The sequence below is a fragment of the Streptomyces sp. NPDC030021 genome (assembly GCF_055574035.1).
Genome location: NZ_JBVIAH010000008.1, coordinates 153,081 through 178,612, shown reverse-complemented (window position 1 = coordinate 178,612; position 25,532 = coordinate 153,081). Strand labels below are relative to the sequence as shown.

Sequence of the window (25,532 nt, the reverse complement as noted above, 5' to 3'; positions counted from 1 at the left end):
TCCGCCGTACGCCGGAGGGCCGGCACCCCCACTCGGGGTGCCGGCCCTCCGGCGTGTGCGGGGCGCAGGTCAGGCGGCGGTCTTGCGGGCCGTCTGGAAGGCGGCGTACGCGCCGATGGCGAAGAAGAGGACCGAGATCGGGTCGAACGTGTCCAGGTAGGACCGGTGGACCTGGGCGATCTCGCTCGTGAGCAGCTCGGTCACCGAGACCGCGTAGTCCTTGGAGATGGCGATCGCCTCGGCCAGGACGTAGCCCGCGTAGACGCCGGCCAGCGTCAGGAGGGCGCTCACCGTCGGGAGGACGGGGTTGTTGCCGCCGAGGCGGACGGCGACGAGGGCGACGAGGAATCCGACACCGGCTGCCACGTAGCCGATCTGGTACTCGATCGCGCCCATGAGGCCGCCGTAGGCGGCGCCCGCGGCCAGGGCCGTGACGGCCGCCCCGAGGATCGCCAGGCCGACGTTGCCGCTGCGGGCCGGGGCGGGAGCCGCCGTGTAGGAGTCGGGCGCGGGCGGCGTGAAGTTCTGGCTCATGGAAAATCCCCCCAGGGATACGCACGCACAACTGTCCATAGAGACGTATGTGCGAGATAAGTGACGCCGCAGGCTAGCAGCAGCCCCGGACATCTGTTGGGGGGATTTTCCGGAGCTCAGAGGCGGTGGGCGGCGCCCGCCGGGCTGGCGCCGCGGGTGTCCAGGAGCAGCTGGGCCTTCACGGCGAGGCCCTGCAGGTCGTAGGTGCGGTGGTGCTGGAGCAGGATGGTCAGGTCCGCGTTCGCGGCGGCCTCGTAGAGCGACTCGGCGCGGGGGACCGGCTGGTCCCTGACCCGCCAGCCCGTGATGTACGGGTCGTGGTAGCTGATCAGCGCGCCCAGGTCGAGGAGGCGGCTGGCGATCTCGCGGGCCGGGGAGCCCTCCTGGTCGGCCAGGTCGGGCTTGTAGGTGACGCCGAGGAGCAGGACGCGGGCCCCGCGGGCGGATTTGCCGTGCTCGTTCAGCAGGGTGGCCGAGCGCTGGATGACGTACTGCGGCATCCGGTCGTTGATCTCCTGCGCCAGTCCGACCATGCGCAGGGGGTGGCCGGGGGTGCGCGTGGTGTGGGGGAGGTAGTTCGGGTCGAGGGGGACGCCGTGGCCGCCGACCCCCGGGCCGGGGCGGAAGGCCTGGAATCCGTACGGCTTGGTCTCGGCGCAGCGGATGACGTCCCACAGGTCGACGCCGAGGTCGTGGCAGAGCACCGCCATCTCGTTCATGAGGGCGATGTTGACGTGGCGGTAGTTCGTTTCGAGGAGCTGCACGGTCTCGGCCTCGCGCAGGCCGCGGGCGCGGACCACCTTCTCGGTGAGGCGGGCGTAGAAGGCGTGCGCGGACTCCGTGCAGGCCGGGGTGAGGCCGCCGATCACCTTGGGGGTGTTGGAGATGCCGTGGGTGCGGTTGCCCGGGTCGAGGCGGCTGGGGGAGTAGGCCAGGTGGAAGTCGCGGCCCGCCCGCAGCCCGGAGCCGGCTTCGAGGATCGGGCGGAGGTAGTCCTCGGTGACGCCCGGGTGGGCGGCGGATTCGAGGATCACGGTGGTGTGGGGGCGCAGCCGGGCGGCGAGCGCACGGCCGGCCTCGCCGACGGCGGAGAGGTCCAGTGCGCGATCGGCGCCGAGCTGGGTGGGGGCGCAGATGACGGCCGTGCGGACCCGGCCGAGCTCGGCGGGGTTGGTGGTGACCCGGAAGCCGGCCGCCGACATGCGGCGGATCTCGGCGGCGGTGAGGGTGGAGTCCGTGACCGGACCGCTGTCGTAGCCGACCGTCTCGATTCCGGCGGCGACGGCCGCCTGGGCGAGCGGGAGGCCGAGATGGCCGAGTCCGATGACGGCGAGATCTGCGGGCATGGGGGTGCCGTCCCTTCCCTGACATGAGGGGGCTGCCGCGCAAGTTCTCCGGGGGGCAGGGGAGCTGGCGCAATGTCAGACTAGGCTTATATATGACAGATATGTCGCATTCTGGAGTGAACGCCACCGTTGTGTTGTCCACAGGCGGTGGCTGATGTGGGTGCGGGCGGTCAGAATCGTGGAACGGGGCATGTGAGCGGGATCTCATCCGCACCAACGGGAGGCAGCCGTGAGGACAGCGACACTGGGGCCGGTGCAGCGGGCCGAGGCCCTCACCCGGATGGCCGAGCGGGAACTGGACGTGCTGGTGGTGGGCGCGGGCGTGGTGGGCGCCGGCACCGCGCTCGACGCCGTGACGCGCGGCCTGTCGACCGGCCTGGTGGAGGCGCGGGACTGGGCCTCGGGCACCTCCAGCCGCTCCAGCAAGCTGATCCACGGCGGCCTGCGGTACCTGGAGATGCTCGACTTCGCCCTCGTGCGCGAGGCGCTGAAGGAGCGCGGGCTGCTGCTGGAGCGCCTCGCCCCGCACCTGGTGAAGCCGGTGCCCTTCCTGTACCCGCTGCAGCACAAGGGCTGGGAACGGCTCTACGCCGGGGCGGGCGTCGCGCTGTACGACGCGATGTCGGTCTCCAGCGGCCACGGGCGCGGCCTGCCCGTGCACCGGCACCTGTCGCGGGGGCGCGCGCTGCGGGTGGCGCCGGCGCTCCGCAAGGACGCGTTGGTGGGGGCCCTGCAGTACTACGACGCCCAGATGGACGACGCGCGCTACGTCACCACGCTCGTGCGGACGGCCACCGCGTACGGGGCGCACTGCGCCAATCGGGCGAGGGTCATCGGCTTCCTGCGTGAGGGCGAACGGGTGGTCGGCGCGCGGGTGCGTGATGTGGAAGGGGGGCGGGGGGCGACCGGGGAATACGAGATCCGCGCGAAGCAGGTCGTGAACGCGACGGGAGTGTGGACGGACGACACCCAGGCGCTGATCGGGGAGCGCGGCCAGTTCCACGTACGGGCCTCGAAGGGCATCCATCTGGTCGTACCGAAGGACCGGATCCATTCGAGCACCGGACTGATCCTGCGGACCGAGAAGTCGGTGCTGTTCGTCATCCCGTGGGGCCGCCACTGGATCGTGGGGACCACGGACACCGACTGGGACCTGGACAAGGCGCACCCGGCGGCGTCGAGCGCGGACATCGACTACCTGCTGGAGCACGTGAACTCGGTGCTGGCCGTGCCGCTCACGCGCGACGACGTCCAGGGCGTGTACGCGGGCCTGCGGCCGCTGCTGGCCGGAGAGTCGGACGCGACGAGCAAGCTGTCGCGCGAGCACACGGTCGCGCACCCGGTGCCGGGGCTGGTGGTGGTCGCCGGGGGCAAGTACACGACATACCGGGTCATGGCGAAGGACGCGGTCGACGAGGCCGTGCACGGCCTGGACCAGCGGGTGGCGGAATGCGTGACCGAGGACGTGCCGCTGGTGGGGGCGGAGGGATACCGGGCGCTGTGGAACGGGCGGGCGCGGATCGCAGCCCGGACGGGGCTTCATGTGGTGCGGGTGGAGCACCTGTTGAACCGCTTCGGGTCGCTGACGGAGGAACTGCTGGACCTGATGGCCGCCGATCCGGGACTGCGTGAGCCGGTGTCCGGCGCGGACGACTACCTGCGGGCGGAGATCGTGTACGCGGCCTCGCACGAGGGGGCCCGGCACCTGGACGACGTGCTGACGCGGCGGACACGGATCTCGATCGAGACCTTCGACCGGGGGACGCGGTCGGCGCGGGAGTGCGCGGAGTTGATGGCGCCGGTGCTGGGGTGGGACAAGCAGCAGATCGAGAAGGAAGTGGAGCACTACGAGAAGCGGGTCCAGGCGGAGCGGGAATCGCAGCGCCAGCCGGACGACCAGACGGCGGACGCGGCGCGGCTGGGCGCGCCCGACATCGTTCCGTTGTAACTCCGGGATGTGGAGGGGGGAACCGCGGACCCGGGGCGCCCGTCCGTTGCGGAGTGAGGAAGAATGAGGGTTCTGCCGGGGCGGGTTACCACGAGCCCCGGCCGCCGGGTCGCTCAGCCGCTGGGGCAGGCGGAGCAGCGGCACGATCGCAGAGGGGACGCATGTCGAAGCCGGAGCACACCGAGTCGCCTGCCGGGTCGCCTGCGGCGAAGCCCAGCAGTGAGAAGTCTGGGGCTGGCGCCGCGGCTTCGGCTGTGGGGTCGCCTGCGGCGAAGCCCGGCAGTGGGAAGCCTGCGGCTGGTGCCGTGCCTTCGGACGCACCTGCCGGGTCGCCGGTGACGAAGCCCGAGGACGCGAAGCCCGCGGCTGCCAAGCCGGGGCTGCGCAAGGACGTGCCCGCGCCCAAGGCGAAGCCCGAGGCGGCGAAGCCGGTGGCGGAGCCCGAGGCAGAGAAGCCGGCGGCTGACGCTGCGCCTGCCGGGTTGCCCGCGGCGGAGCCTGAGGGTGCGAAGCCTGCGGCTGCCGGGTTGGGGCTGCGCAAGGACGTGCCCTCGCCCAGGGCGAAGCCCGAGGTGGCGAAGCCGGTGGCTGACGCTGCGCCTGCGGCGGAGCCCGAGGACGCGAAGCCTGCGGCTGCCGGGTTGGGGCTGCGCAAGGACGTGCCCGCGCCCAAGGCGAAGCCCGAGGCGGCGAAGCCGGTGGCGGAGCCCGAGGCAGAGAAGCCGGCGGCTGATGCTGCGCCTGCCGGGGTGCCTGCGGCGGAGCCTGAGGGTGCGAAGCCTGCAGCCGACGCTGCGTCGGTGGCGAAGCCCGCGGCTGCGAAGCCTGCGGCTGCCGGGCCGGGGCTGCGCAAGGACGTGCCCGCGCCCAAGGCGGGGGGTGAGGTGGTCAATCCCGTCGTCGAGAAGGCCGATGCCATGGCCGCCGCCGTCAAGGCCGCCGCGGCCAAGGCCGCCGCGAGCGGGCAGGACGAGGGACGGCTGCTGGCCGGGCGCTACCGGCTGGGGGCCGTGCTCGGCAAGGGCGGGATGGGTACCGTCTGGCGGGCCCAGGACGAGACCCTGGGCCGGACCGTCGCCGTCAAGGAGCTCCGCTTCAGCACCGGGGTCGACGAAGACGAGAAGCGACGCCTCATCACCCGCACCCTCCGCGAGGCCAAGGCCATTGCCCGGATCCGCAGCGGCGGCGCCGTCACCGTCTACGACGTCGTCGACGAGGACGGCCGGCCATGGATCGTCATGGAGCTCATCGAGGGCCCCTCGCTCGCCGAGTTCATACGGGAGAACGGCCCCCTCACCCCGCACCGCGCAGCCGAGGTCGGCCTCGCGGTGCTCGATGTGCTGCGCGCCGCGCACGGCCAGGGCATCCTGCACCGCGACGTGAAGCCGTCGAACGTGCTCATCGCCGGCAACGGCCGTGTCGTCCTGACCGACTTCGGCATCGCGCAGGTCGAGGGCGACCCCTCCGTCACCTCCACCGGCATGCTCGTCGGCGCCCCCTCCTACATCTCCCCCGAGCGCGCCCGCGGCCACAAGCCCGGCCCGCCCGCCGACATGTGGTCGCTCGGCGGTCTGCTGTACGCCTCCGTCGAGGGGGTGCCCCCGTACGACAAGGGATCCGCGCTCGCCACCCTCACCGCGGTGATGACCGAGCCGGTGGACCCGCCGAAGAACGCCGGTCCGCTGGCCGAGGTCATCTACGGCCTGCTCGCCAAGGACCCGACCCACCGGCTCGACGAAGCCCGCACCCGGGCGATGCTGGGCGCCGTCCTCGCGGCGCCCGAGCCCGCGCCCGCCCCCGTACCGGCTCCGGCGGCCGAGGAGACCCGGCAGATATCGCTGGCCGACGCCAAGCAGGCCGTGGAGAAGGCCGCCGCGGACAAGGCGGAGAAGGCGGCCGAGCGGGCGGCGAAGAAGGAACGCGAGCGGCGCGACCGCGAGCAGCGCGAACGCGCCCGCGCCGCGCTGAAGGCTGCCCGCAAGGCGGCGACGGCCGCGGCCGCCACCACGGCCGTCACCGCCGCGGAGCCGCCGAAGTCCAAGCCGTCCCCCGTCAAGGCTCCGCTCACGGACGTCATGCAGCGCCGCACCATCGTGCTCGCGGCGGCGGCCCTGGTCGTGGTGCTGGCGGTCGTCGGCTCGCTCATCGCCTACGCCTTCAGCAACGACGACAAGGACACCAAGGACGAGAGCAAGGGCGGCGGCAAGCCCACTCCGGCGGCCTCGGCCCCGAAGGACCCGGGCGGCGGCAGCGGCAGCAGCGGTACCGGGGAGACCTCCCCGAAGCCCTCGGGGAACACGGGTGAGACGGCCGGTAGCGGCAGCGCCGGTACGGGTACCGCCACCGGTGGTCAGCCGGGCCAGGGCCAGCAGTCCCCGGGCGTGGGCCAAGGCCAGGGCGCCACGTCCGGCGGGGCCGGCGGCGCACTTCCGGCGGGATACGCCCTGGTTCAGGAGTTCGGGTTCCACTTCTCGATGGCGATGCCCGAGGGCTTCAAGCAGATCGGCATAGCGGGCGAGAACTCCGGCGCCATATACGCCCGTGAAAGCGGCGGATTCCCGCGGATCCAGGTCGACTACACCGGCAAGCCGGGCGACGACGCGCGCCTCGCCTGGGTCAAGTCGGCCCCCTCCGTGGCCGGCAGCAGCACGGGGTACCGGCAGATCCGCATCGACGTGGTGGACTACCGGGGCTATCCGACCGTCGCCGACTGGGAGTTCGAGCGGGAGCAGAAGGGGACCAAGGTCCGGGTGCTCAACCGTGGCTTCAAGCTGGATGCGACGCACGGCTACGCGATCATGATCAGCTGCGCCGCCGACCAGTGGGACGGCCCCGAGTGCACCCAGATGCGCAACGTCGCCTTCGAGACCTTCCAGCCGCTCGGCTGACCTCGGGACGCGGGCGGCCCCGGCGACGTATCGTGTCGGAGGGGCCATGGGGAGCCCGCCGCACTCGGGGGAGGCGATGTGGAGGAGTACGCGGGCCGGATCCTGGCCGGCCGCTACCGCCTGCCCCTGCCGCCGTCCGACGAGTACGAACTGATAGAGACCCGCGCCTTTGACACGCGCAGCGGGCAGGAAGTCCTGGTACGGCAGGTTCCGTTACCGGAGGTCGTGGACGCGGAGCTGCTGGACGGGCCGCGGGCCGTCCCGGCGGCGCGCCGCTCGCCCGCCGATCTGCCGGCCGTGCGCCGCGCCATCGAGGCGGCGCAGGCCGCGGCTTCGATCCCGGACCATCCGCGGCTGGACCAGGTCTTCGACGTGTTCGCCGAGGGCGAGTCGCTGTGGATAGTGAGCGAACTGGTCCCGGCCCGGCCGCTGGCCGCGCTGATAGCCGATGAACCGCTGAGCCCCTACCGGGCCGCCGAGGTGGCGTCGGACGTGCTGACCGCGCTGCGGGTGCTGCACGCGCACGGCTGGACGCACCGGAACATCACCGTCCGGACGGTCTTGGTGTGCGAGGACGGCCGCGTCGTGCTGACGGGCCTTGCGGCCGGCGCGGCGGAGGAGGCCCTGTGCGGGTACGACCCCGTCCCGAGCGCGGAGGACACCGGCGGCGGAGGAGCGGGATGGGGTACCGCCGCCACCACCACCGCCCCGGTTCCTGCTCCGGTCCCGGCTCAAGTCCCGGTCCCTGTACGGACTCCGCCGCCCGTCCCAGCTCCGGATCCGGTCCCGGATCCGGTCCCGGTCCCGGACCCGACTCCGGCCGCCGCCGGCCCGGTGGACGTCGCGTACGCGCCGCTCGTGGCCCCCGGATACGACACCGGGCCGCGGTACACCGATCACATCACCCCCGGCCGTCCGCAGGAGCGCCCCGACGTCCAGGCCGCCGCGCGGGCCGGGGCCATCGCCGCCTACCGGGCCGGAGCGCGGGCCGCCGCCGCCCGGGTGATCGAGGAGCGCAGGGCCGGGGCGGCGGCCGAGATCGAGGCCGGTGCGCCGCCGGAGCGCCGCCCCGAGGGGTCGACCCTCCCGCAGGGGTACTCGTACCCGTACGGCGGCCCGGAGGCCGGCGCCACCGCCCCCTGGCACGGCGCAACCCCCCGCCGGGCGGAGCTTCCCGCACCCGCACCCGCACCCGCCCCGGAATCGGAGCCGGAGCCGGAGCCCGTACCCGATCCCGAGCACCTGCCCGAGCCCGTACCCCAGCCGGAGCCGGAGCAGGCACCGCAGGCACAGCCCGAGCGCCCCGCCCTGCCCGCCCAACTCGCCCTGCCCCAGGGCTACCGGCAGGCCGACGCCCCGGCCCCGGCCGCCCCCGACCGGCCACAGCCCGCCGGCAACGGCTGGTCCGGGCCGCGGACCGGCCTGGACGCCGAGCGCGCGCGGCAGACTCGGATGGCTGTCGTCGGAGCCGTCACCGAACGGTGGGCCCCCGAGCAGGCCGGCCCCGTGCACGGGCACTGGCAGCTCGCGGCCCCCGTCGGGCCCGCCACCGACCTCTGGGCGCTCGGCGCGCTGCTCTACCGCGCCGTGCAGGGGCATGCCCCGTACCCGGAGGACAACGTCGCCGAGCTGGTCGAGATGGTCTGCGCGGAGCCGCCCGCCTTCGCCGAGGAGTGCGGCGCGCTGCGCCCGATCGTGGAGTCGCTGCTGCGCCAGGACCCCACCGAGCGGCCCGACTTCGAGGAGCTCCGCGGCTGGCTGCGGTCGCTCGTACGGTCCGCGCCCGAGCCGGACGCAGGGTTCGGGGCGCTTCCGATGCCGGAACCGGATCCGGCGCGGCTGCCCGTCGTACGCCGCCGCGGTGAGGTCCACGGACGCCACCGCAACCCCGCGGGCCCCCGCAAGCCGCGCGCCCTCGGGCGGACCCTGCTCGTCGGGATCCTGGTCCTCCTCGCCGGCGGGGTGGCGTACGCGATGCTGTTCCTGCCCCGGGCCGCCGACCAGGAGCCCGCGGGCGCGTCCCAGGGCGGCACCGCGCAGGCGCCGGCGAAGCCGAGCCCCTCCCAGGTCCCTTCGGGCACGCCCGAGTCCAAGCCCGCCCCGCAGACGACGGTGCCCGCCGAATCACCGGCCGCCCCGGCGCCCGCCCCGGCGGGTTACACCACCCAACTGGACCCGGAGCACTTCGAGATCGTCGTGCCCGACGGCTGGGAGCGTCGCGGAATCAATGAGTCCGGTCAGGTCCGGTACACCGACGGGCAGTTCGTGCTGACCGTCGTCCCCGGCCGCGACAAGGTCCAGGGCAATCCGGATCCGGCGGCGTACCAGAAGGACAAGGAGCCGGAGCTGACGCCGTACCGGACGTCCACCTGGTCGACCGTCGGCGATGTGAAGACCACCAAGGTGGGCCAGCAACTGCGCGCGACGGGCCGGTACACGTGGATCGACGGGACCGGCCGCAACGTCTTCGCCCGCAACTTCGTCGTGGCGCTGGGCGGCAGCTACCACGTCGTCCTGGTCACCGGTCCGGAGGACGAGCAGTCCAAGGTCACCGAGGTCTTCGAGAAGGCCACGGCGAGTTACAAGGCGGGCGGTTGAACGGATACTGACGACTGATCAGTACGGCGATTGCGTCACAGTGCCGTCTTTCGGCGCCCGGGCGGTTCCGGCAGCCCCTCCGGGATCCGTAATCTGGCCTGAAGTGCAGAGAGCGGCGGGATTTCGTGGAACAGCAGACAGGTGGGGGCGCCGTGCTGGCGGGCCGGTACCGGCTCGTCGAGCCGATCGGCCGGGGCGGCATGGGCAAGGTGTGGCGTGCGCATGATGAGCTGCTCCACAGGACCGTCGCCGTCAAGGAACTGACGGCGGGTCTGTACGTCGCCCAGGCCGACCGGGACGTCATGCACGCCCGGACGCAGAAGGAGGCCCGGGCCGCGGCCCGGATCCAGCACCCGGCGGTCGTCACCGTCCACGACGTCCTGGAGCACGACGACCGGCCGTGGATCGTCATGGAGTACATCGACGGGCCCTCCCTCGCGGATGCGGCCAAGGCGGCCGGGCGGATCGAGCCCCGCGAGGCGGCCCGGATCGGCCTGCACGTGCTGGGCGCGCTGCGCGCCGCGCACGCGGTCGGCGTACTGCACCGTGACGTGAAGCCGGGCAACGTGCTGCTCGCCAAGGACGGCCGGGTGCTGCTCACGGACTTCGGGATCGCCGCGATCGAGGGCGACTCGTCGATCACGCGCACCGGCGAGATCGTGGGCTCCATCGACTACCTGGCGCCCGAGCGGGTCACCGGTGGCATCCCCGACCCGTCCTCCGACCTGTGGTCGCTGGGCGCCACCCTCTACACGGCGGTGGAGGCCCGTTCGCCGTTCCGCCGTACGTCGCCCATCTCCAGCCTGCAGGCCGTGGTCAACGACGAGCCGCCGGCGCTGCGCCAGGCCGGGGCGCTCGGGCCGGTCATCACGGCCCTGCTGCGCAAGGATCCGACGGAGCGCCCCTCGGCCGAGGAGGCCGAGCGGATGCTGCTGGAGGCGATGGAGGGCCGCGAGCCGAAGGCCGCGCAGGCGTACGTGCCCACGCGTGCGGTGACCCCGGAGGAACTGGCCCCGGCGCAGGAACGATCCGAGGTGCCGGCTCCGTCGGGGGACGTCGCGCAGACGGCCGCGCTGGCGGAGCCCGCGGTCTCCGGGGCGGTGTCCGCGGCCGCGCCCGCCGACCGGGACGGCGGCTGGCTCAAGCGCGCCGCGGTGGTGGCCCTGGTGGCCGCGCTGCTCGGCGGCGGCGGTGTGTTCGGAGTGCTCAAGTACAACGCGGACTCGGGGACGGAGGGTGATCCGGACCGGGTCGCGAGCTCGACGGCCGGGCAGTCGGGCGACGACGGGAAGGCGCATGCGGCGGCCCCTCCGGCCGGCTACAACAAGGTCGTCGACCCCATCGCCGGTTTCACGCTGTTCGTCCCGGACGGCTGGACGCGCAAGGCGAACGGCGACCAGATCGACTACACCCCGGACGACGGGAAGCACTTCATCCGGATCGCCTCCGATTCCACCCCGGACTACAAGGACCCGTACGCGCACCTCCTCGACCTGGAGAAGCAGGTGGCGAAGCGCACCGACTACAAGAAGGTGCGGCTGAACCAGAACACCTTCCGGGACAGCACCCGGGCCGCGCTCTGGGACTTCACCTGGACGGAGAAGCAGAACCACCCCGGCCCGCGCAGGGCCAAGGAGCAGATGTACGTGGCCCCGGACAACACGGAGTACGCCATCTACATGTCGAGCCCGGTGGCGAGCTGGGCCACGACCGAGCAGCAGTTCGACATCGTGCTCAGCGGCTGGGAGCCGCCCGCCGGGAAGCCCTGATCCGCCCCGGTTCCGGCATCCTGCCAGCGATCACTGGCGGAAATGGCAAAATCCGGTTACCGGCGGGTACCCAAAGGCTGCCCGGCGCAATACGCTCACCGGCATGACGGACTCGCAGGCCCCCGCCGCCCCCCTCCGGACCGCACCGGAGCCCACCAACCCGGTCGCCCCGGCCCCGGCCGGTGCCCGCACCGCCGCCGACGTGGTGACCCCCGACCTGGTCGCCCGGCTGACCCGCGGAGTGATCGGATCCGGCCGCACCGCCAACCACACCCCCTTCACCGGGGACCGGCTCGCGGAGCTCCCGGAGGCCACCCCCGAGGACGTGGCCGAGGCCTTCGACCGGGCCCGCGCCGCCCAGCCCGCCTGGGCGGCGGTGCCCGTCGCCAAGCGGGCCGCGGTCCTGCTGCGCTTTCACGATCTGGTCCTCGACCGGCAGGCCGAGGTCCTCGACCTGATCCAGCTGGAGACCGGCAAGGCCCGCCTGCACGCGCACGAGGAGGTCCAGGCGGTCGCCGTCTCGGCCCGCCACTACGGACGCAAGGCCCCCGGGTACCTGCGCCCCAAGGGCCACACCGGCGCCATGCCCACCCTCACCAAGGTCACCGAGCTGCGCCAGCCGCGCGGGGTCGTCGGCCAGATCGCCCCCTGGAACTACCCGCTCGAACTGTCGGTCGGCGACGCCCTGCCCGCCTTCGTCTCCGGCAACGCGCTCGTCATGAAGCCCGACACCGAGACCGCGCTGACCGCCCTGTGGGCCCGCGACCTGCTGATCGAGGCCGGCCTGCCCGCCGAGGTCTTCCAGATCGTGCTCGGCGAGGGCCCCGTCGTCGGCCCCGAGGTGGTCCGGCACGCGGACTACGTCTCCTTCACCGGCTCCACCCGTACCGGCCGCGAGGTCGCCCGGGGCGCCGCCGACCGCCTCGTCGGGGTCTCCCTCGAACTCGGCGGCAAGAACGCCATGCTCGTGCTGCACGACGCCGACATCGAGAAGGCCGCCGCGGGCGCCGTCCGCGCCTGTTTCTCCTCCGCCGGACAGCTCTGCATCTCCATCGAGCGGCTCTACGTCCACGCCTCGATCGCCGACGCCTTCGTCGAGCGGTTTGCCGCCCGTACGAAGGCCGTGCGGCTCGGCGCCTCCCTCGCGTACGGCGCCGACATGGGCTCCCTGGTCGGCGAGCGCCAGCTGGAGACCGTACAGCGGCACGTGGACGAAGCCGTGGCCAAGGGCGCCACCCTCGTCGCCGGCGGCACCGCCCGCCCCGACATCGGCCCGCTCTTCTACGAGCCCACCATCCTCGACGGCGTCGAGGCCCCCATGGCGGTGTGCGGCGAGGAGACCTTCGGCCCCGTCGTCTCGATCTACCGCTTCACCGACGAGGACCAGGCGATCGCCGAGGCCAACGCCACCGCGTACGGCCTGAACTCCAGCGTCTGGACCAAGGACTCCCGCCGCGGCCACGCCGTCGCCGCCCGCCTGCGCACCGGCACCGTCAACATCAACGAGGGCTACGCCCCCGCCTACGGCAGCGCCCAGGCGCCCATGGGCGGCATGAAGGACTCCGGCCTCGGCCGCCGCCACGGCTCCGAGGGCATCCTCAAGTACACCGAGGCCCAGACCGTCGCCCACCAGCGGCTGCTCCCGATGGCGCCCTCGCTGGGCATGGACGACGAGAAGTACGCGGCGTTCATGACCCGCAGCCTCAAGGTCATGAAGGCCCTCCGACTCCGCTAAAGGACAGCACCGTGTCTGAGTCTGCATCTGATTCCTACGACTACGACGTCATCGTCATCGGATCGGGCTTCGGCGGATCGGTCTCGGCGCTGCGCCTGACCGAGAAGGGCTACCGGGTCGGCGTCCTGGAAGCAGGACGCCGCTTCACCCGCGAGAGCCTGCCGAAGAACAGCTGGGACCTGCGCAACTACCTGTGGGCCCCGGCCCTCGGGCTCTACGGGATCCAGCGGATCCACCTGCTCGGCAACGTGATGGTGCTCGCGGGCGCCGGCGTGGGCGGCGGCTCGCTCAACTACGCGAACACGCTGTACGTGCCGCCCACCGCCTTCTTCGAGGACCGGCAGTGGGCCTCCATCACCGACTGGCGGGGCGAGCTCACCCCCTACTACGAGCAGGCCAAGCGGATGCTCGGGGTGCGCCTCAACCCGACCATGACCCCCTCCGACGTCCACCTCAAGGCGGCCGCCGAGAAGATGGGCGTCGCGGACTCCTTCCACATGGCCCCGGTCGGCGTCTTCTTCGGCGACGGCGCCGACGGCGAGGCGCAGCCCAAGGTCCGGCCCGGGGACGAGGTCCCCGACCCGTACTTCGGCGGCGCCGGCCCCGCCCGCAAGGCCTGCACGGAATGCGGCGAGTGCATGACCGGCTGCCGGCACGGCGCCAAGAACACCCTGAACGAGAACTACCTGCACCTCGCCGAGCGCGCCGGCGCCGTCATCCACCCGATGACCACCGTCACCGCGCTCTCCGACCACCCCGAGGGCGGCTACCGCGTCCGCACCGTCCCCACCGACGGCCGCCGTCGGGGCCGGGCCAAGGTGCTGCGCGCCCGGTACGTCGTCGTCGCGGCGGGCACCTACGGCACGCAGACCCTGCTGCACACGATGAAGGACCGCGGCGAGCTCCCGCGCCTCTCGCACCGGCTCGGGGAGCTGACCCGGACCAACTCCGAGGGCCTGGTCGGCGCGCAGACCGACGACCGCCGCTACCGCAAGCGGTACGGAGGCGACCGCCGGGCCGACTTCACCCGGGGCGTGGCGATCACGTCCTCCGTGCACCCCAACGCCGACACCCACATCGAGCCCGTCCGCTACGGCAGGGGCTCCAACGCCATGGGGTTCATGACCGTCCTCCAGGTCCCCCACAGCAAGCACCGGGTCCGTGCCTGGCTCGGCCGGACCGTGCGGCACCCGGTGCAGCTGGCACGTTCGCTGTCCAACCGGCGCTGGTCGGAGCGGACCATCATCGGTCTGGTCATGCAGTCGCTGGACAACTCGCTGACCACGTACCGCAAGCCCGGCGGGATCGGGAAGGGCCTGCTGACGGCCCGCCAGGGGCACGGCGCCCCGAACCCGGTCCAGATCGCGGAGGCCACGCAGGCCGCGACCCTGCTGGCCGAGGAGATCAACGGCTTCCCGGGCAGCAACATCGGCGAGCTGATGGGGACCCCGCTGACCGCGCACTTCCTGGGCGGCTGCCCGATCGGCGCCTCGCCGGAAGAGGGCGTGGTGGACCCGTACCACCGGCTCTACGGGCACCCGGGCATCTCGGTTGTGGACGGCTCGGCCGTCTCCGCGAACCTCGGGGTGAACCCGTCGCTGACGATCACCGCGCAGGCGGAACGGGCGATGGCGTACTGGCCGAACATGGGCGAGCGGGACCCGCGGCCCGAGCAGGGCGCCGCGTACGTCCGCCTGGACGCGGTGGAGCCGGTCCGTCCGGCGGTACCGAAGGAGGCCTTCGGCGCGCTGCGGCTGCCGTTCCTCGCGGTCCCGGAGATTCCGCCGCGCCCGTCCTGAGCGATCCGGAACCTGTCGTGTGACAGCGGTGGGTACCGCGCTCCCCCTCCGAGCGCGGTACCCACCGCGGTACATACGTGACAGATGTTCAGCCTTGATGGTTGTACCGGAATCCGCGGTGCCGGGCTGTGGTGTCGATCACACGGTGAAGTGTGCAACTGCGACTGATGTTCGACGGTCAACGGCTGCATGAGAAAGCGCATCTCGTTGCTGGCTGCCGGCGCCCTCGTGGCCCTGGGGCTCGCCACCACTCCCGCACACGCCGCGGACCCCGTCTTCACCCTGGCCGGACCGGCCGGGATCGGTCTGCGCCCGCACCCCGGGCAGAGCGGTGAGCCGCAGAAGACCGCGGTGGAGTTCCGGATCGTCAACGACTCCACCAAGACGTTCGACCGCCCGAGCACCTTCACGATCGACCTGAGCGGCCTCAAGGGCATCGCCGACGTGACGCTCGCCAAGAACCGGGGCGCGGACTGCAAGCTCACGGCCGCAGCCGTGACCTGCAAGCGCTGGGCGCTGTGGACGGGCGAGACCACCGTCGTGAACCTGGACCTCAGCGCGGCCAAGGACAGCAAGGTCGGTGCGACCGCCGACCTGACGCTCACCGGCACGGCGGAAGGCGCCACCTTCAAGCCCGCCACCACCAAGGTGCGCGTCGGCGGCCCCGACCTGGTGCTGGAGCGGGCCCGGCTGAAGGCAGAGCAGAAGCCGGGCGACAAGCAGAACCTGTCGATCATCTTCGCCAACGAGGGCACCGACCCCGTCGACGGCGTCGTGCTCGAAATGCGCACCACGCACGGCATCGACCTCGTCGAGCAGTACGACAACTGCTCGTACTCCGACGACACCAGCTCCGGCCGGCCGCGGGACACGGGCTGGACCACGGTGCAGTGCCTGCTGGAAGGCGAGTACGAGCCGGGCGCGGTCTACGGCGTCGACGGCCCGCTCACCCTCAAGGCCGCCCCGCACGCCTTCATCGACGGCCTGACCTACGCGGTGTACGCGGCCGGCGACCAGCCGAAGGCGGCGAAGAACCGCGCGCCCGCGGCCGCCCGCAACAAGCTGGCCGCGGCGAAGCAGGCCCCCAAGGCCGCGGCCCGGTCCGCCCAGCAGGCGGCGGACCTCGACCCCTGGAACAACATCCAGGAGTTCGACTTCGCGACGAGGAACACCGCCGACCTGGTGGCCACGGGCGTGTCCCTCAAGGGCAAGGCCGGCGAGACGGTCACCGCCGACTTCGGCTTCCGCAACGACGGCCCCGCGTGGGTCGCCCACCTGCGCATGGGCGAAGCCGTCGCCCGTACCGACATCGTGATCCCGGCGGGCGCGAAGGTCACCAAGGTCCCGGCCGGCTGCACGGGGGTCAACGCCGACGGCACCCAACGCGACCAGACCCTGGGCGCGCCGCGCTACTTCTGCTCCACCGGCCATGTCGTGGGGGAGAAGGAGACGTTCGCCTACCCGTTCCAGCTGAAGATCGAGACGGTCGTGGCGGACGCCAAGGGCTCGATCACGGTCGGCCAGTGGACGCCGGAGGGCACCACGGCCCAGCGCTGGGACCCGAACCACGGCAACAACAAGGCGGCCTTCGTGATCAACGCGAAGGACACCGGACCGGCCCCGACCCCGACCGCCACCACCTCGGCCACGCCGGCCCCGACCGGCTCCGCGACGCCCACCGCGACCACGGCGCCGAGCGCCTCGGCCACCGGTACGGGTGTCACGCCCAACGGCGGCCTCGCCTCCACCGGCAGCTCCGCCCAGACGATCGCGCTCGGCGGCGCGGTGCTCCTGGCCGTCGGCGGCGGGCTGTTCCTGGCGTTCCGCCGCAAGGCGGGCGGGCACGCGTAACGGCGTACGCCACGCAGGCGCGACAACGCAGAACGACCGGCCCGGGGCGTCCCCCGGGCCGGCCGTCCTTTACGGGGTGACCGGGCTGCTGTCCCCTGCCGTCCGGTCACGCGAAGGAGCGAGGTCCCACGACGCACGCTCCACGGGGCGTGCGTCTCACCGCTCCAGCGGATCCACGCGTGGTGTTGCGGTTCCGCGGCTGGCTGACGCGGACATCCTCACCAACGAAAGTCCATGGGGGCGGGTCACGGTCCGGACGGTTGACATCCTCCCTTTCGTGAACGAAAGGGATTTCTACCTCACGCTGCCTGGCGGACCGGCGGTCCGTCGGGTCTTCCGCGATCAGCGGTAGCCGGGTAGAGACCAGCCCGGGCGAGCATCACGCGTGCGGAGTTCTTATACCTCGGTGAGACGGCTCCGCACGCGGTGCAGGTGTAGGTACGTTCCGACAGCGGGAGTGCGTGCTTGGTGCTCGCTCCGCACTTTCCGCAGTCCATGGTGGTGTGCGCCGGGTTCACGAGCCGCAGGTCCCGGCCGTGCTTGCGCGCCATGTTGATCAGCTCGTGCTTGGTGGCGGAGATCGCTGCGTCGGCTGCCTTGCGGGCCATGGTCGACTTCGCCAGGAACTTCGGGCGGAAGTCCTCCACAGCGATCCGGCCGAAGTCCGTCACGACCTTCTTGGCCCACTTGCGGGCGGTGTCCTGGCGTTGCCGGGCGATCTTCTTGTGTGCCTTCGCGGCTTGCCGCTTCGCCGTCCGGTAGCCCTTCGACGCGGCCTGACCGCGCTTCGGTTTCCGGCGGGCCATCATCCGCTGATACCCCGCCAGCTTTCCTGCCGCCTTCCTCCCGTACTCGGAGTGCGGGAGGTCATGGGTGTCACTCGTGGTGGTCGCGGTCTCCCGCACACCCCAGTCGACACCGATCACCGCACCCGTAGCAGGGCCCTGCGGGCGCCAGACGGCACGCGCAGCCGGAAGGTGTACCGGGCGTGTCCGCCCTCCCCGACCTGCGCTAATGCCGTCATGACATGAAACTAGAGACGCATTCCTCACCACGCGCCGGAACCCGGACACCCCACCCAAACGAGTGACCGACCACCGGCGCCGACCAGCGAGCCCGCAACCCTTCACCGAATGAAATTCGCCCTCGGAGGTCGATCGGCACCGGTCACACGCGGCCCCGGCACAGCTCCAGCAGGGTCATGGCGAGGGCGGTGCCGGGCTTTCCGAGCGCATCGCTCCAGTGGGACAGCACCTCCATCTCGCGCGACAGGTGCACCCGGCGCCCGCCGGACGCGATCCTGGCGTCCTGGATGACCGTGGAGACGGCCATCCGCTCCTGGATCAGGCCGATGATCCGGTCGTCGAGGGCGTCGATGCGCGTACGGGAGTCGGCGATCAGCTGCTCGGGGGTGATGGTGATCGTGGTCATGGTCTCTCCTGAAGGTGTGTGCCGACAGGAGCGGAAACGCCAGAGCGCCCCGGTCCTGTCGGACCGGGGCGCTCTGGGAAGTCAGTGGCTCAAGCGAGCATCACGAGGACCCATGGCGACCGGACCGACCGGTGCCATAGGTAAAGACGAAGCTCAGCTGCTTGCGCATGGCGCGGATACTACCTTCCGTCCCCTTCTGGGCCAATCGCGTTCGGATGGTGAGACGGTTCAGAGGCCTGCGTGACGCGCGCGTGGTCCGTGTATGCGCGCTGGAAGAGGTTGTGGCCGGTCCGCCCTGTGTGCCGCAGCGCCCAGTCCTGCGCTGTTCCCTGCTCCTCCTGCGGCCCGGACTCGGCCCCGCAGCGGTACGCCGTGCAGAAGACCTCGTAGGTGACGCCGCCTTCCGGCGCGTGCCGAATGGTGTGGGCGACGTACTGGAGCTTCACTCGTGGGCTCAGCATCGGCTGCGCCTGCGGTGAGCGACGATCTCCACGTTGCAGTCCGACACGGCCGAGTGGTCACCCCGCCGGTGGGCCTTCGAGCGCTGGTTCGCCAGATTCCTGCGTGGCAGCCGACATCCTTTGAAGCCGGAACTGGCGCGACGAAGGGGCAGGACCAATGGCACGCAGGTTCCCGGCTCGTCGCTGTGCTCAATTTCGACGAGGGGGACAATCTGCTCGACGTCGAGCTGGTCACCGAGCCCGTCGAGGTCAATCGTTACGCCCAGGTGAGGGACACGGCCTGGCATTACGCCGTCTCGTACGGGACGTTCGCCGCAGCACTGGCGGCAGCCGGGCAGCAGTGAGCGTGTGCAACCGGTGAGTACGGACTACCAGCAGGCGAGAGCGGCCCTCGGCGTGAGGCTGCGGGAGCTGCGTGAGACCTGCCCCGGAAGTCGGCTTACCGGTACGGCGCTGGCGGCGCGGCTTGGCTGGACCCAGTCGAAGGTCAGCAAGCTGGAGACGGGGCGGCAGACAGCCACGGCCGAAGACCTGAGGGCGTGGGCGGCAGGAGTCGAGCAACCGGAAGCAGCGGAGGAACTGCTGGCCCAGCTGCGCGGACTGGAATGCCGTGTCCGCTCATGGCGCCGCCAGCTGGCCGGGGGACTTCGGCCCGTACAGGATGTGCACAACCAGGCGCAGGCGGACGCGCGTGTGCTCCGCGCGTGGGAATCGTCCTGGGTCGTCGGAGTGCTTCAGACGCCTGACTACGCGCGTGCGATCCTCAGCCGCTTCGCGGAGCTGCATCAGACGCCCAGGGACATCGAAGAAGCCGTGCGTTCCCGGATGAAGCGGCAAGAGGGGCTGTACGACTCCGGAAAGCACTACCGGATCCTGTTGTGGGAAGCGGTCCTCCATGCTCGGATCTGTTCGCCCTCGGTACTCAGCGCCCAGCTCGACCGTCTGCACGGTGTGATCGGCCTCGACACCGTGGAACTGGGGATCGTTCCCCTTGGAGCGCCCCTGCAGATCCCGCCAGGACTCGGATTCTGGATCTACGACGACCGGCAGGTGGTCGCGGAGACCTGGCACGCGGAGCTCTGGCTGGACGACACCGACAGCGTCTCCACCCACCTCCGGGTCTGGCAGGCCCTTCGTGCGTCCGCCGCCTTCGGGGCGGACGCACAGCGGGTGATCAGCCGGGCACGTCGGGCAGCGGAGGCGCCGGGATTCGGATGGTGAGACGAAGAGGGCCCTGCGTCCCCCGTTAGAATCGACAAAACAGCCACCTCTTCCGCCGGAAGGCCGCCCCGTGCCAGAAGCACCCTCCGCCGCCCACGACAGCGCCCCGGACACGGTTCTCGTCGTCGACTTCGGCGCCCAGTACGCCCAGCTCATCGCCCGCCGCGTCCGCGAAGCACGGGTCTACAGCGAGATCGTGCCGAGCTCGATGCCCGTCGACGAGATGCTGGCCAAGAACCCCAAGGCGATCATCCTCTCCGGCGGTCCGTCGTCCGTGTACGAGGAGGGCGCCCCGCAGCTCGACCGTGCGATCTTCGAGGCCGGCGTCCCCGTCTTCGGCATGTGCTACGGCTTCCAGCTGATGGCGGTCACCCTCGGTGGCCAGGTCGACAACACCGGCGCCCGCGAGTACGGCCGCACCCCCCTGGCCGTCTCCAAGGCCGGCTCCACCCTCTTCGAGGGCACCCCCGAGAACCAGTCGGTGTGGATGTCCCACGGCGACGCCTGCTCCGCCGCCCCCGAGGGCTTCACCGTCACCGCTTCGACGAACGTCGTCCCGGTCGCCGCCTTCGAGAACGACGCGAAGAAGCTGTACGGCGTGCAGTACCACCCCGAGGTGATGCACTCCACGCACGGCCAGCAGATCCTGGAGCACTTCCTCTACCGCGGCGCGGGCCTCGCCCCCACCTGGACCACCGGCAACATCGTCGAGGAGCAGATCGCGGCGATCCGCGAGCAGGTCGGCGACAAGCGCGCCATCTGCGGCCTCTCCGGCGGCGTCGACTCCGCCGTCGCCGCGGCCCTCGTGCAGAAGGCCATCGGCTCGCAGCTGACCTGCGTCTACGTCGACCACGGCCTGATGCGCAAGGGTGAGACCGAGCAGGTCGAGAAGGACTTCGTCGCCGCGACCGGCGTGCAGCTGAAGGTCGTCGACGCGCAAGAGCGCTTCCTGACCGCGCTGGCCGGCGTCTCCGACCCGGAGACCAAGCGCAAGATCATCGGCCGCGAGTTCATCCGCGTCTTCGAGCAGGCCCAGCTGGAGATCCTCCAGGAGGACGGCCCCGCGGTCGCCTTCCTCGTGCAGGGCACCCTGTACCCGGACGTCGTCGAGTCCGGCGGCGGCACCGGCACCGCCAACATCAAGTCCCACCACAACGTGGGCGGGCTCCCCGACGACATCGAGTTCGAGCTCGTCGAGCCGCTGCGCCAGCTGTTCAAGGACGAGGTCCGGATGGTCGGCCAGGAGCTCGGCCTGCCCGACGAGATCGTCCAGCGTCAGCCCTTCCCGGGCCCCGGCCTCGGCATCCGCATCGTCGGCGAGGTCACCAAGGAGCGCCTTGACCTGCTCCGCGAGGCCGACGCCATCGCCCGCCACGAGCTGACCGCGGCCGGCCTGGACCGCGAGATCTGGCAGTGCCCGGTCGTCCTGCTCGCGGACGTCCGCAGCGTCGGCGTCCAGGGCGACGGCCGCACCTACGGCCACCCGATCGTGCTGCGCCCCGTCTCCTCCGAGGACGCGATGACCGCGGACTGGACGCGCATGCCGTACGAGGTGCTCGCCCGGATCTCGACCCGCATCACCAACGAGGTGCCGGAGGTGAACCGGGTGGTCCTCGACTGCACGAGCAAGCCCCCGGGCACCATCGAGTGGGAGTAGTCCCACCCGGTCCCATCCGGATCGCCGTGAAGCCGCCGCCCGCACCCGCGGGCGGCGGCTTCGCCGTTTCTCTGGCCACTTGGCAGGGCCCCGGGTACCTTGCGCGGCGAACCGAGCCGTTCGAAGGAGCGCCCATGCCGGACCAGCCCGTACCCGTGCCCGTGGAGCGGCTGGGCTTCGAGATGCCGCCCGTGCACGACACCGCCGACGCGGAGCGCGCCCACCGCAAGGAGCGGCTCGCCGAGGCGCTGCGGCTGCTGGGGCGCCTCGGGTACGAGGACGGGGTGGCGGGGCAGATCACCGCGCGGGACCCGGAGTTCGAGGACTGCTACTGGGTGAACCCCTTCGGCCGGGCCTTCACCGCGCTCACCGCCGACGACCTGCTGCTGGTCGACGGGGACGGGCGGGTGGTCCGGGGCGGGCGCCGGGTCAACCAGCTGGCCTTCGCCGTGCACGCGGCGGTCCACCGCCGGCGCCCCGAGGTGGTCGCCGTCGTCCGCGCGCAGGGCCCGTACGGCCGGGCCCTCGCGGCGCTGGGCGAGCTGCTGGCCCCGATCACCGAGGAGGCCTGTGCCTTCTTCGAGGACCACGCGCTCCTCGACGAGTACGCCGGGGCCGGCGAACCGGAGCGGACCGCGCTCGCGCTCGGCCCGTACAAGGCGCTGATCCTGCGCAACCGGGGGCTGCTGACGGTGGGGGACTCGGTGGACGCCGCCGTCTGGTGGTTCGTCGAGGCGGAACGGGCCGCGCAGGTGCAGCTGATCGCCCGGGCCGCCGGGAAGCCGGTGCCCATCGACCACCGCGCCGCGGCCCTGACGCGCGAGCGGTTCGGGTCCGATCTGGCCGCCTGGGTGAGCTACCAGCCACTCAGGGAACTCGTGGCGTCAACATCATGAACCGTTAATCACCTGCTCTGACATCGTGCGCAATCCGGAGCACTGCCGCAGTGGTGCACAATTCGCTGGCATTGCACCGTAGTTCAGAGAGGCGGCACGTACGTGGCTGTCCAAGAGATGTCCCGAGGTACCCATACCACCGCCTGCGCCTGCGACGAGTGCGCCCGCGAGGGCCACCGGCGCGCGGTCGCGTCGTTCCTGGAGAAGCGCGACGAGTTCGCCTCCGGGCAGGGCGTGCCGGCCGCCGTGGCCCACTCGCTCGGCGCCTCCCGCCAGTGGGTCTCCGACGAGCTGACCCTGTCGGCCCGTACCGTCGCCGACCGGGGCCGGGAGGCCGGCAACTCCTGGCTGTACCTGTTCTCGCGGCGGGCCGTCCTCGCCGTCTGGATCGCCGCCGGGGTCCTGCTGCTGGTGCAGGTCGCCGCCGCGCTCGGCACCGGCTGGTCCACGGCGCGCACCGCCGGGCTGCTGGCGGCCCTCGTGCTGGCCGGACTGCTCACGGTCGCGGCCCGCGCCCAGTCCGTGCGCGGCGGGCTGCTGGCCCCGCTGGTCGGCGAGGACAACCGGCTGTCCACCTCGAAGGCCGTGCCCAGCGCCTGGGTGGTGCTGACGGCCTTCGCCACGCTGCTGCCCGCGCTGCGGCTGGCCGCCTCGGCGCCCGGGCCCGAGCGGCAGGCGCTGTACGCGGGCCTGGCGCTGGACCGGGCGCTGCCGCTGCTGGCGGTGGTCTCGCTGACCTCCGCCGTGGCGGTGCTGGTGCGCCGGGTGGTCTCCGTACGGATCATGGGCCAGCGGTTGCAGAAGCTGCCGGCCGACCGGCCGCGCGGGGTGGACCTGCTGACGGACGACGCGGGCCGCGGGAGCTTCCCGGACGCGCAGTACGTGCTCGTCTCGACGGTGGTGCTCGGCTACGCCGCGGCCTCGCTGGCACGGTTCCCGGCCCGGCTGCCGCAGCTGCCCTGGGCGCTGGCCCTGCTGATGGCGCTGTCGGCCGCGGTGTACCTGGCGGCGAAGTACGCGGAGGGCAGCCGCCCGCTGGTGCTGTCGGTGGTGCGCAGACGGGAGCCCGGGGATCTGGACGCGGCCGTCCGCCCCGGGGACGACATCGAGATCCGGGGCGTGGGCTTCGTACCCCCCGGGGCGCAGACGCCCGAGATGCTGGCCCGTCTGGTCGTACGGGTCGGGGCGGTGCACGTGCACGTGCCGCTGGTCCCGGTGGCGGGCGGATTCACCAATCCGTCCGACGCCGTGCTGACCGTGCCGGTCCCGGCGGAGGTGGAGCCGGGGCGCGTGGAGATCCAGGTGGTCACGGCCGCAGGGGTGGAATCCAACCGCTGCACCATCGATGTTGCCGAGTGATCGGGGTACACATGTTCCGTGAACCGAACCGATGTTCTTGAGACCGACGCCCCTCGCGAGGCCGTGGGCCTGCGCGAGCTGGCCTCCCGGCACGCGCTGCTGCCCCTGCGGCTCTTCCTCGGCGTGACCTTCGTGTACGCCGGTCTCGACAAACTGACCGACCCGGCGTTCCTCGCCGCCTCCGGCGACGGCTCCATCGGCGACCAGATGCGCGGGGTGCGCGACACCTCCGCGATCCCCGGCCTCGTGGACCTGTCGCTGAACTCGCCCGTCGGCTTCGCCGTCGCCCTGGCCATCGGGGAGATCCTGGTCGGCCTCGGGGCCCTGGCCGGCCTGCTGACCCGTATCGCGGCCGTCGGCGGGGCGCTGATCGCGCTCAGCCTGTGGATCACGGTGTCGTGGGCGGTGACCCCGTACTACTACGGCAACGACCTGATCTACCTGATGGCGTGGACCCCGCTGATCCTCGCCGGGGCGCCCTACCTGTCGCTGGACTCGGTGATCCGGTCGCGCCGGTCCCGGCGTACGGCGTAGGTCACCAGCCCGACCAGCGCGGCGAGCGTGAGCCCGCCCACGGTGATCGGGATGACCGCGAACCAGGGCAGGTCCGCCTCGCCGGTGGTCTTGAGCAGGTAGAGCACGCCCGCCACCACCAGGGCCAGCCCCGCGATCAGCCGTCCCGGCTGGAACTCATGACGCCGCACGGGCCACCTCCACCTGTCCGAAGTCCGCACTGAGGTGCAGTTCGATCGTCCCGCCGGCCTCGGTGCCGGCCGCCGGCGCGAGGGTTTCCGTACGGTTCTGCTCTCCGACCCGCTCGATCCGGTCCGCGCGGTCCCCGGGCATCTGTACGTCGCCCAGGCGCCGGATGGTGACATCGGCCTGCGCGGTGACCTCCCGCGGCAGGACCACCTTGAGCCGGCCCGCGTCGATGGACGCCCCGACGGACACGGTGGTGCCCTTCGGCACGTCCAGGCGGCTCAGATCCAGCGTGGCGAGCCCGGTACCCGCCTCGTACACGGGCTTCACGTCGGCCACCGCGGCCGGACGCCATTCGACCTCCCGCCAGTCCGTGCCGATCTCCCGTGGGAGTACGGCCGCGCCCGCGAGCAGGCCCGCGGTGAACACGGCCAGCACGATCGTGCCGAAGCCGGTGCGTCCCAGCAGGGAGCTGACCGCGAGGCCCAGACCGAAGACGACCAGGGCGGCGGCGAGCCCGGTCTGCAGGGCCTCGCCGAGCGGGTTGCCCTCCCAGGTGGCGGCGGTCCCCGCGACACCGGCCAGCAGCGCCAGTACGAAGACCCGGCCGCCGATGCCGCCGCGCGGGCGGGCCGGGGCGGCGGGCGGCTTCGCGGCCGCCGCCGGGGTGCGGCCGGTCACCACCGGGTCCGCCGGGTCGTCGGGCCCCCACAGGTATCCCGTCCCGCCGACCGGGCCGGTCGTACCGTCCTTGACCAGCGGGTCCCGCCACCAGGACGGGCCGCCGGGGGTGGGCGGCGCCTGCGTCTCCGGCGGGGCCGGCGAGTGCGCGGCGCGGGAGGCGCTGCCGGCCGGGTCGGGCGCCGCCTGCGCCTCGGGCCGGTAGGTGTGCCGCTTGCGCTGCGACCAGTACGAGGCCCCGCCCAGCGCGAGGACGACCAGCACCGAGAAGGCCGCCAGCCCGCCGTTGTCCAGCATCGACAGGAACAGCGCGCAGCCCACGAGCGCGGCGAACACCGCCGCCAGCGTGGCCCCCTCGACCCGGCCGGTCAGCAGTTTCTTCGCCTCGCTGTCCTCCTCGCCCTCCTGCGGGAGCAGCAGCCACGCGAAGCCGTAGAAGATCAGACCGACGCCGCCGGTGACCGCGAGGACACCGAGGACGATGCGGAAGACCACCGGGTCCAGGTCGAAGTACCGGCCGAGGCCGCCGCACACGCCCGCGAGGACCTTGTCGCGCTTGCTGCGGCGCAGGGGCGGCCTGGCGTCGGCGGCGCGCGGGGCCCCGGGCTCGGCCGGCGGGGCGTCGTGTACTTCGGTCATGGGTCCATGGTGACGGCCCG

General features: G+C 72.3%; 19 protein-coding genes and 1 pseudogene. 13 read left to right on the top strand and 7 right to left on the bottom strand.

Translation table 11 applies throughout. From position 1 onward, the window contains the following. Positions 1-69: 69 nt before the first annotated feature. Positions 70-534: a hypothetical protein gene (locus tag ACZ4YL_RS18020; RefSeq protein WP_468117508.1), complete on the bottom strand. Its 465-nt coding sequence runs from the start codon at positions 532-534 to the stop codon at positions 70-72. A 116-nt stretch (positions 535-650) separates the two neighbouring features. Then, positions 651-1,880, bottom strand: a complete 1,230-nt coding sequence (locus tag ACZ4YL_RS18015; protein ID WP_468117507.1) for a nucleotide sugar dehydrogenase — start codon at positions 1,878-1,880, stop codon at positions 651-653. A 229-nt stretch (positions 1,881-2,109) separates the two neighbouring features. On the opposite strand from ACZ4YL_RS18015, the gene ACZ4YL_RS18010 reads away from it, so the two are divergent. The 7 genes from ACZ4YL_RS18010 (at position 2,110) to ACZ4YL_RS17980 (ending at position 16,468) form a co-directional block, all read left to right on the top strand. Then, the gene (locus ACZ4YL_RS18010; protein ID WP_468117505.1) at positions 2,110-3,828 is read left to right on the top strand and encodes a glycerol-3-phosphate dehydrogenase/oxidase; all 1,719 of its coding nucleotides are present in this window, start codon (positions 2,110-2,112) and stop codon (positions 3,826-3,828) included. A gap of 917 nt (positions 3,829-4,745) precedes the next feature. Beyond that, positions 4,746-6,716, top strand: a complete 1,971-nt coding sequence (locus ACZ4YL_RS18005) for a protein kinase domain-containing protein (protein ID WP_468117737.1) — start codon at positions 4,746-4,748, stop codon at positions 6,714-6,716. A 78-nt stretch (positions 6,717-6,794) separates the two neighbouring features. Then, positions 6,795-9,314 carry a protein kinase gene (locus tag ACZ4YL_RS18000; RefSeq protein WP_468117504.1) on the top strand — a complete coding sequence of 840 codons (2,520 nt, stop codon included), beginning with the start codon at positions 6,795-6,797 and terminating at the stop codon, positions 9,312-9,314. 125 nt (positions 9,315-9,439) lie between these two features. Further along, the gene (locus tag ACZ4YL_RS17995; RefSeq protein ID WP_468117502.1) at positions 9,440-11,083 is read left to right on the top strand and encodes a serine/threonine-protein kinase; all 1,644 of its coding nucleotides are present in this window, start codon (positions 9,440-9,442) and stop codon (positions 11,081-11,083) included. A 103-nt stretch (positions 11,084-11,186) separates the two neighbouring features. Then, on the top strand, positions 11,187-12,818 hold the full coding sequence (locus tag ACZ4YL_RS17990; RefSeq protein WP_468117500.1) for a succinic semialdehyde dehydrogenase: 1,632 nt from the start codon (positions 11,187-11,189) through the stop codon (positions 12,816-12,818). A gap of 11 nt (positions 12,819-12,829) precedes the next feature. Then, positions 12,830-14,617, top strand: a complete 1,788-nt coding sequence (locus tag ACZ4YL_RS17985) for a GMC oxidoreductase (protein ID WP_468117498.1) — start codon at positions 12,830-12,832, stop codon at positions 14,615-14,617. A 189-nt stretch (positions 14,618-14,806) separates the two neighbouring features. Further along, complete coding sequence (locus ACZ4YL_RS17980; RefSeq protein ID WP_468117496.1) at positions 14,807-16,468, top strand: LPXTG cell wall anchor domain-containing protein; 1,662 nt, start codon at positions 14,807-14,809, stop codon at positions 16,466-16,468. Positions 16,469-16,754: 286 nt separating this feature from the next. Here ACZ4YL_RS17980 and ACZ4YL_RS17975 read toward each other — a convergent pair. From ACZ4YL_RS17975 to ACZ4YL_RS17965, 3 genes and pseudogenes are all read right to left on the bottom strand, one after another. Continuing rightward, positions 16,755-17,409 (bottom strand): annotated as a pseudogene (locus ACZ4YL_RS17975) (RNA-guided endonuclease InsQ/TnpB family protein); the annotation flags it as partial. Between the two features lie 226 nt (positions 17,410-17,635). Beyond that, the gene (locus tag ACZ4YL_RS17970; RefSeq protein ID WP_468117494.1) at positions 17,636-17,899 is read right to left on the bottom strand and encodes a chorismate mutase; all 264 of its coding nucleotides are present in this window, start codon (positions 17,897-17,899) and stop codon (positions 17,636-17,638) included. 179 nt (positions 17,900-18,078) lie between these two features. Continuing rightward, the gene (locus tag ACZ4YL_RS17965; RefSeq protein WP_468117493.1) at positions 18,079-18,360 is read right to left on the bottom strand and encodes a DUF7848 domain-containing protein; all 282 of its coding nucleotides are present in this window, start codon (positions 18,358-18,360) and stop codon (positions 18,079-18,081) included. Between ACZ4YL_RS17965 and ACZ4YL_RS17960 the strand changes: the two genes are divergently transcribed. The 6 genes from ACZ4YL_RS17960 to ACZ4YL_RS17935 all read left to right on the top strand — a co-directional run bounded on the left by ACZ4YL_RS17960 (position 18,348) and on the right by ACZ4YL_RS17935 (position 24,027). After that, positions 18,348-18,704 carry a DUF6879 family protein gene (locus tag ACZ4YL_RS17960; protein WP_468117491.1) on the top strand — a complete coding sequence of 119 codons (357 nt, stop codon included), beginning with the start codon at positions 18,348-18,350 and terminating at the stop codon, positions 18,702-18,704. The genes ACZ4YL_RS17965 and ACZ4YL_RS17960 overlap by 13 nt on opposite strands. A gap of 13 nt (positions 18,705-18,717) precedes the next feature. Then, positions 18,718-19,581: a helix-turn-helix domain-containing protein gene (locus tag ACZ4YL_RS17955; RefSeq protein ID WP_468117490.1), complete on the top strand. Its 864-nt coding sequence runs from the start codon at positions 18,718-18,720 to the stop codon at positions 19,579-19,581. Between the two features lie 70 nt (positions 19,582-19,651). Next, on the top strand, positions 19,652-21,238 hold the full coding sequence (gene guaA / locus ACZ4YL_RS17950; protein WP_468117488.1) for a glutamine-hydrolyzing GMP synthase: 1,587 nt from the start codon (positions 19,652-19,654) through the stop codon (positions 21,236-21,238). A gap of 134 nt (positions 21,239-21,372) precedes the next feature. Further along, positions 21,373-22,134 (top strand): class II aldolase/adducin family protein, encoded by a 762-nt coding sequence (locus tag ACZ4YL_RS17945; protein ID WP_468117487.1) that lies wholly within the window; start codon positions 21,373-21,375, stop codon positions 22,132-22,134. Between the two features lie 102 nt (positions 22,135-22,236). Continuing rightward, the gene (locus ACZ4YL_RS17940; RefSeq protein ID WP_468117485.1) at positions 22,237-23,493 is read left to right on the top strand and encodes a hypothetical protein; all 1,257 of its coding nucleotides are present in this window, start codon (positions 22,237-22,239) and stop codon (positions 23,491-23,493) included. A gap of 18 nt (positions 23,494-23,511) precedes the next feature. After that, positions 23,512-24,027 carry a TQO small subunit DoxD gene (locus ACZ4YL_RS17935; protein ID WP_468117484.1) on the top strand — a complete coding sequence of 172 codons (516 nt, stop codon included), beginning with the start codon at positions 23,512-23,514 and terminating at the stop codon, positions 24,025-24,027. Here the strand turns inward: ACZ4YL_RS17935 and ACZ4YL_RS17930 are convergent. Both ACZ4YL_RS17930 and ACZ4YL_RS17925 read right to left on the bottom strand, forming a co-directional pair. Continuing rightward, positions 23,973-24,197 carry a hypothetical protein gene (locus ACZ4YL_RS17930; protein WP_468117482.1) on the bottom strand — a complete coding sequence of 75 codons (225 nt, stop codon included), beginning with the start codon at positions 24,195-24,197 and terminating at the stop codon, positions 23,973-23,975. The genes ACZ4YL_RS17935 and ACZ4YL_RS17930 overlap by 55 nt on opposite strands. Beyond that, the gene (locus ACZ4YL_RS17925; protein ID WP_468117480.1) at positions 24,184-25,512 is read right to left on the bottom strand and encodes a PspC domain-containing protein; all 1,329 of its coding nucleotides are present in this window, start codon (positions 25,510-25,512) and stop codon (positions 24,184-24,186) included. The genes ACZ4YL_RS17930 and ACZ4YL_RS17925 overlap by 14 nt, the downstream gene beginning before the upstream one ends. Positions 25,513-25,532: the final 20 nt, after the last annotated feature.

Coding starts and splice junctions, on each gene's coding strand:
- ACZ4YL_RS17980 (WP_468117496.1), top strand. CDS start 14,807: ATGAGAAAGCGCATCTCGTTGCTGGCTGCCGGCGCCCTCGTGGCCCTG.
- ACZ4YL_RS18005 (WP_468117737.1), top strand. CDS start 4,746: ATGGCCGCCGCCGTCAAGGCCGCCGCGGCCAAGGCCGCCGCGAGCGGG.
- ACZ4YL_RS17945 (WP_468117487.1), top strand. CDS start 21,373: ATGCCGGACCAGCCCGTACCCGTGCCCGTGGAGCGGCTGGGCTTCGAG.
- ACZ4YL_RS17925 (WP_468117480.1), bottom strand. CDS start 25,512: ATGACCGAAGTACACGACGCCCCGCCGGCCGAGCCCGGGGCCCCGCGC.
- ACZ4YL_RS18020 (WP_468117508.1), bottom strand. CDS start 534: ATGAGCCAGAACTTCACGCCGCCCGCGCCCGACTCCTACACGGCGGCT.
- ACZ4YL_RS18015 (WP_468117507.1), bottom strand. CDS start 1,880: ATGCCCGCAGATCTCGCCGTCATCGGACTCGGCCATCTCGGCCTCCCG.
- ACZ4YL_RS17990 (WP_468117500.1), top strand. CDS start 11,187: ATGACGGACTCGCAGGCCCCCGCCGCCCCCCTCCGGACCGCACCGGAG.
- ACZ4YL_RS17970 (WP_468117494.1), bottom strand. CDS start 17,899: ATGACCACGATCACCATCACCCCCGAGCAGCTGATCGCCGACTCCCGT.
- ACZ4YL_RS17965 (WP_468117493.1), bottom strand. CDS start 18,360: ATGCTGAGCCCACGAGTGAAGCTCCAGTACGTCGCCCACACCATTCGG.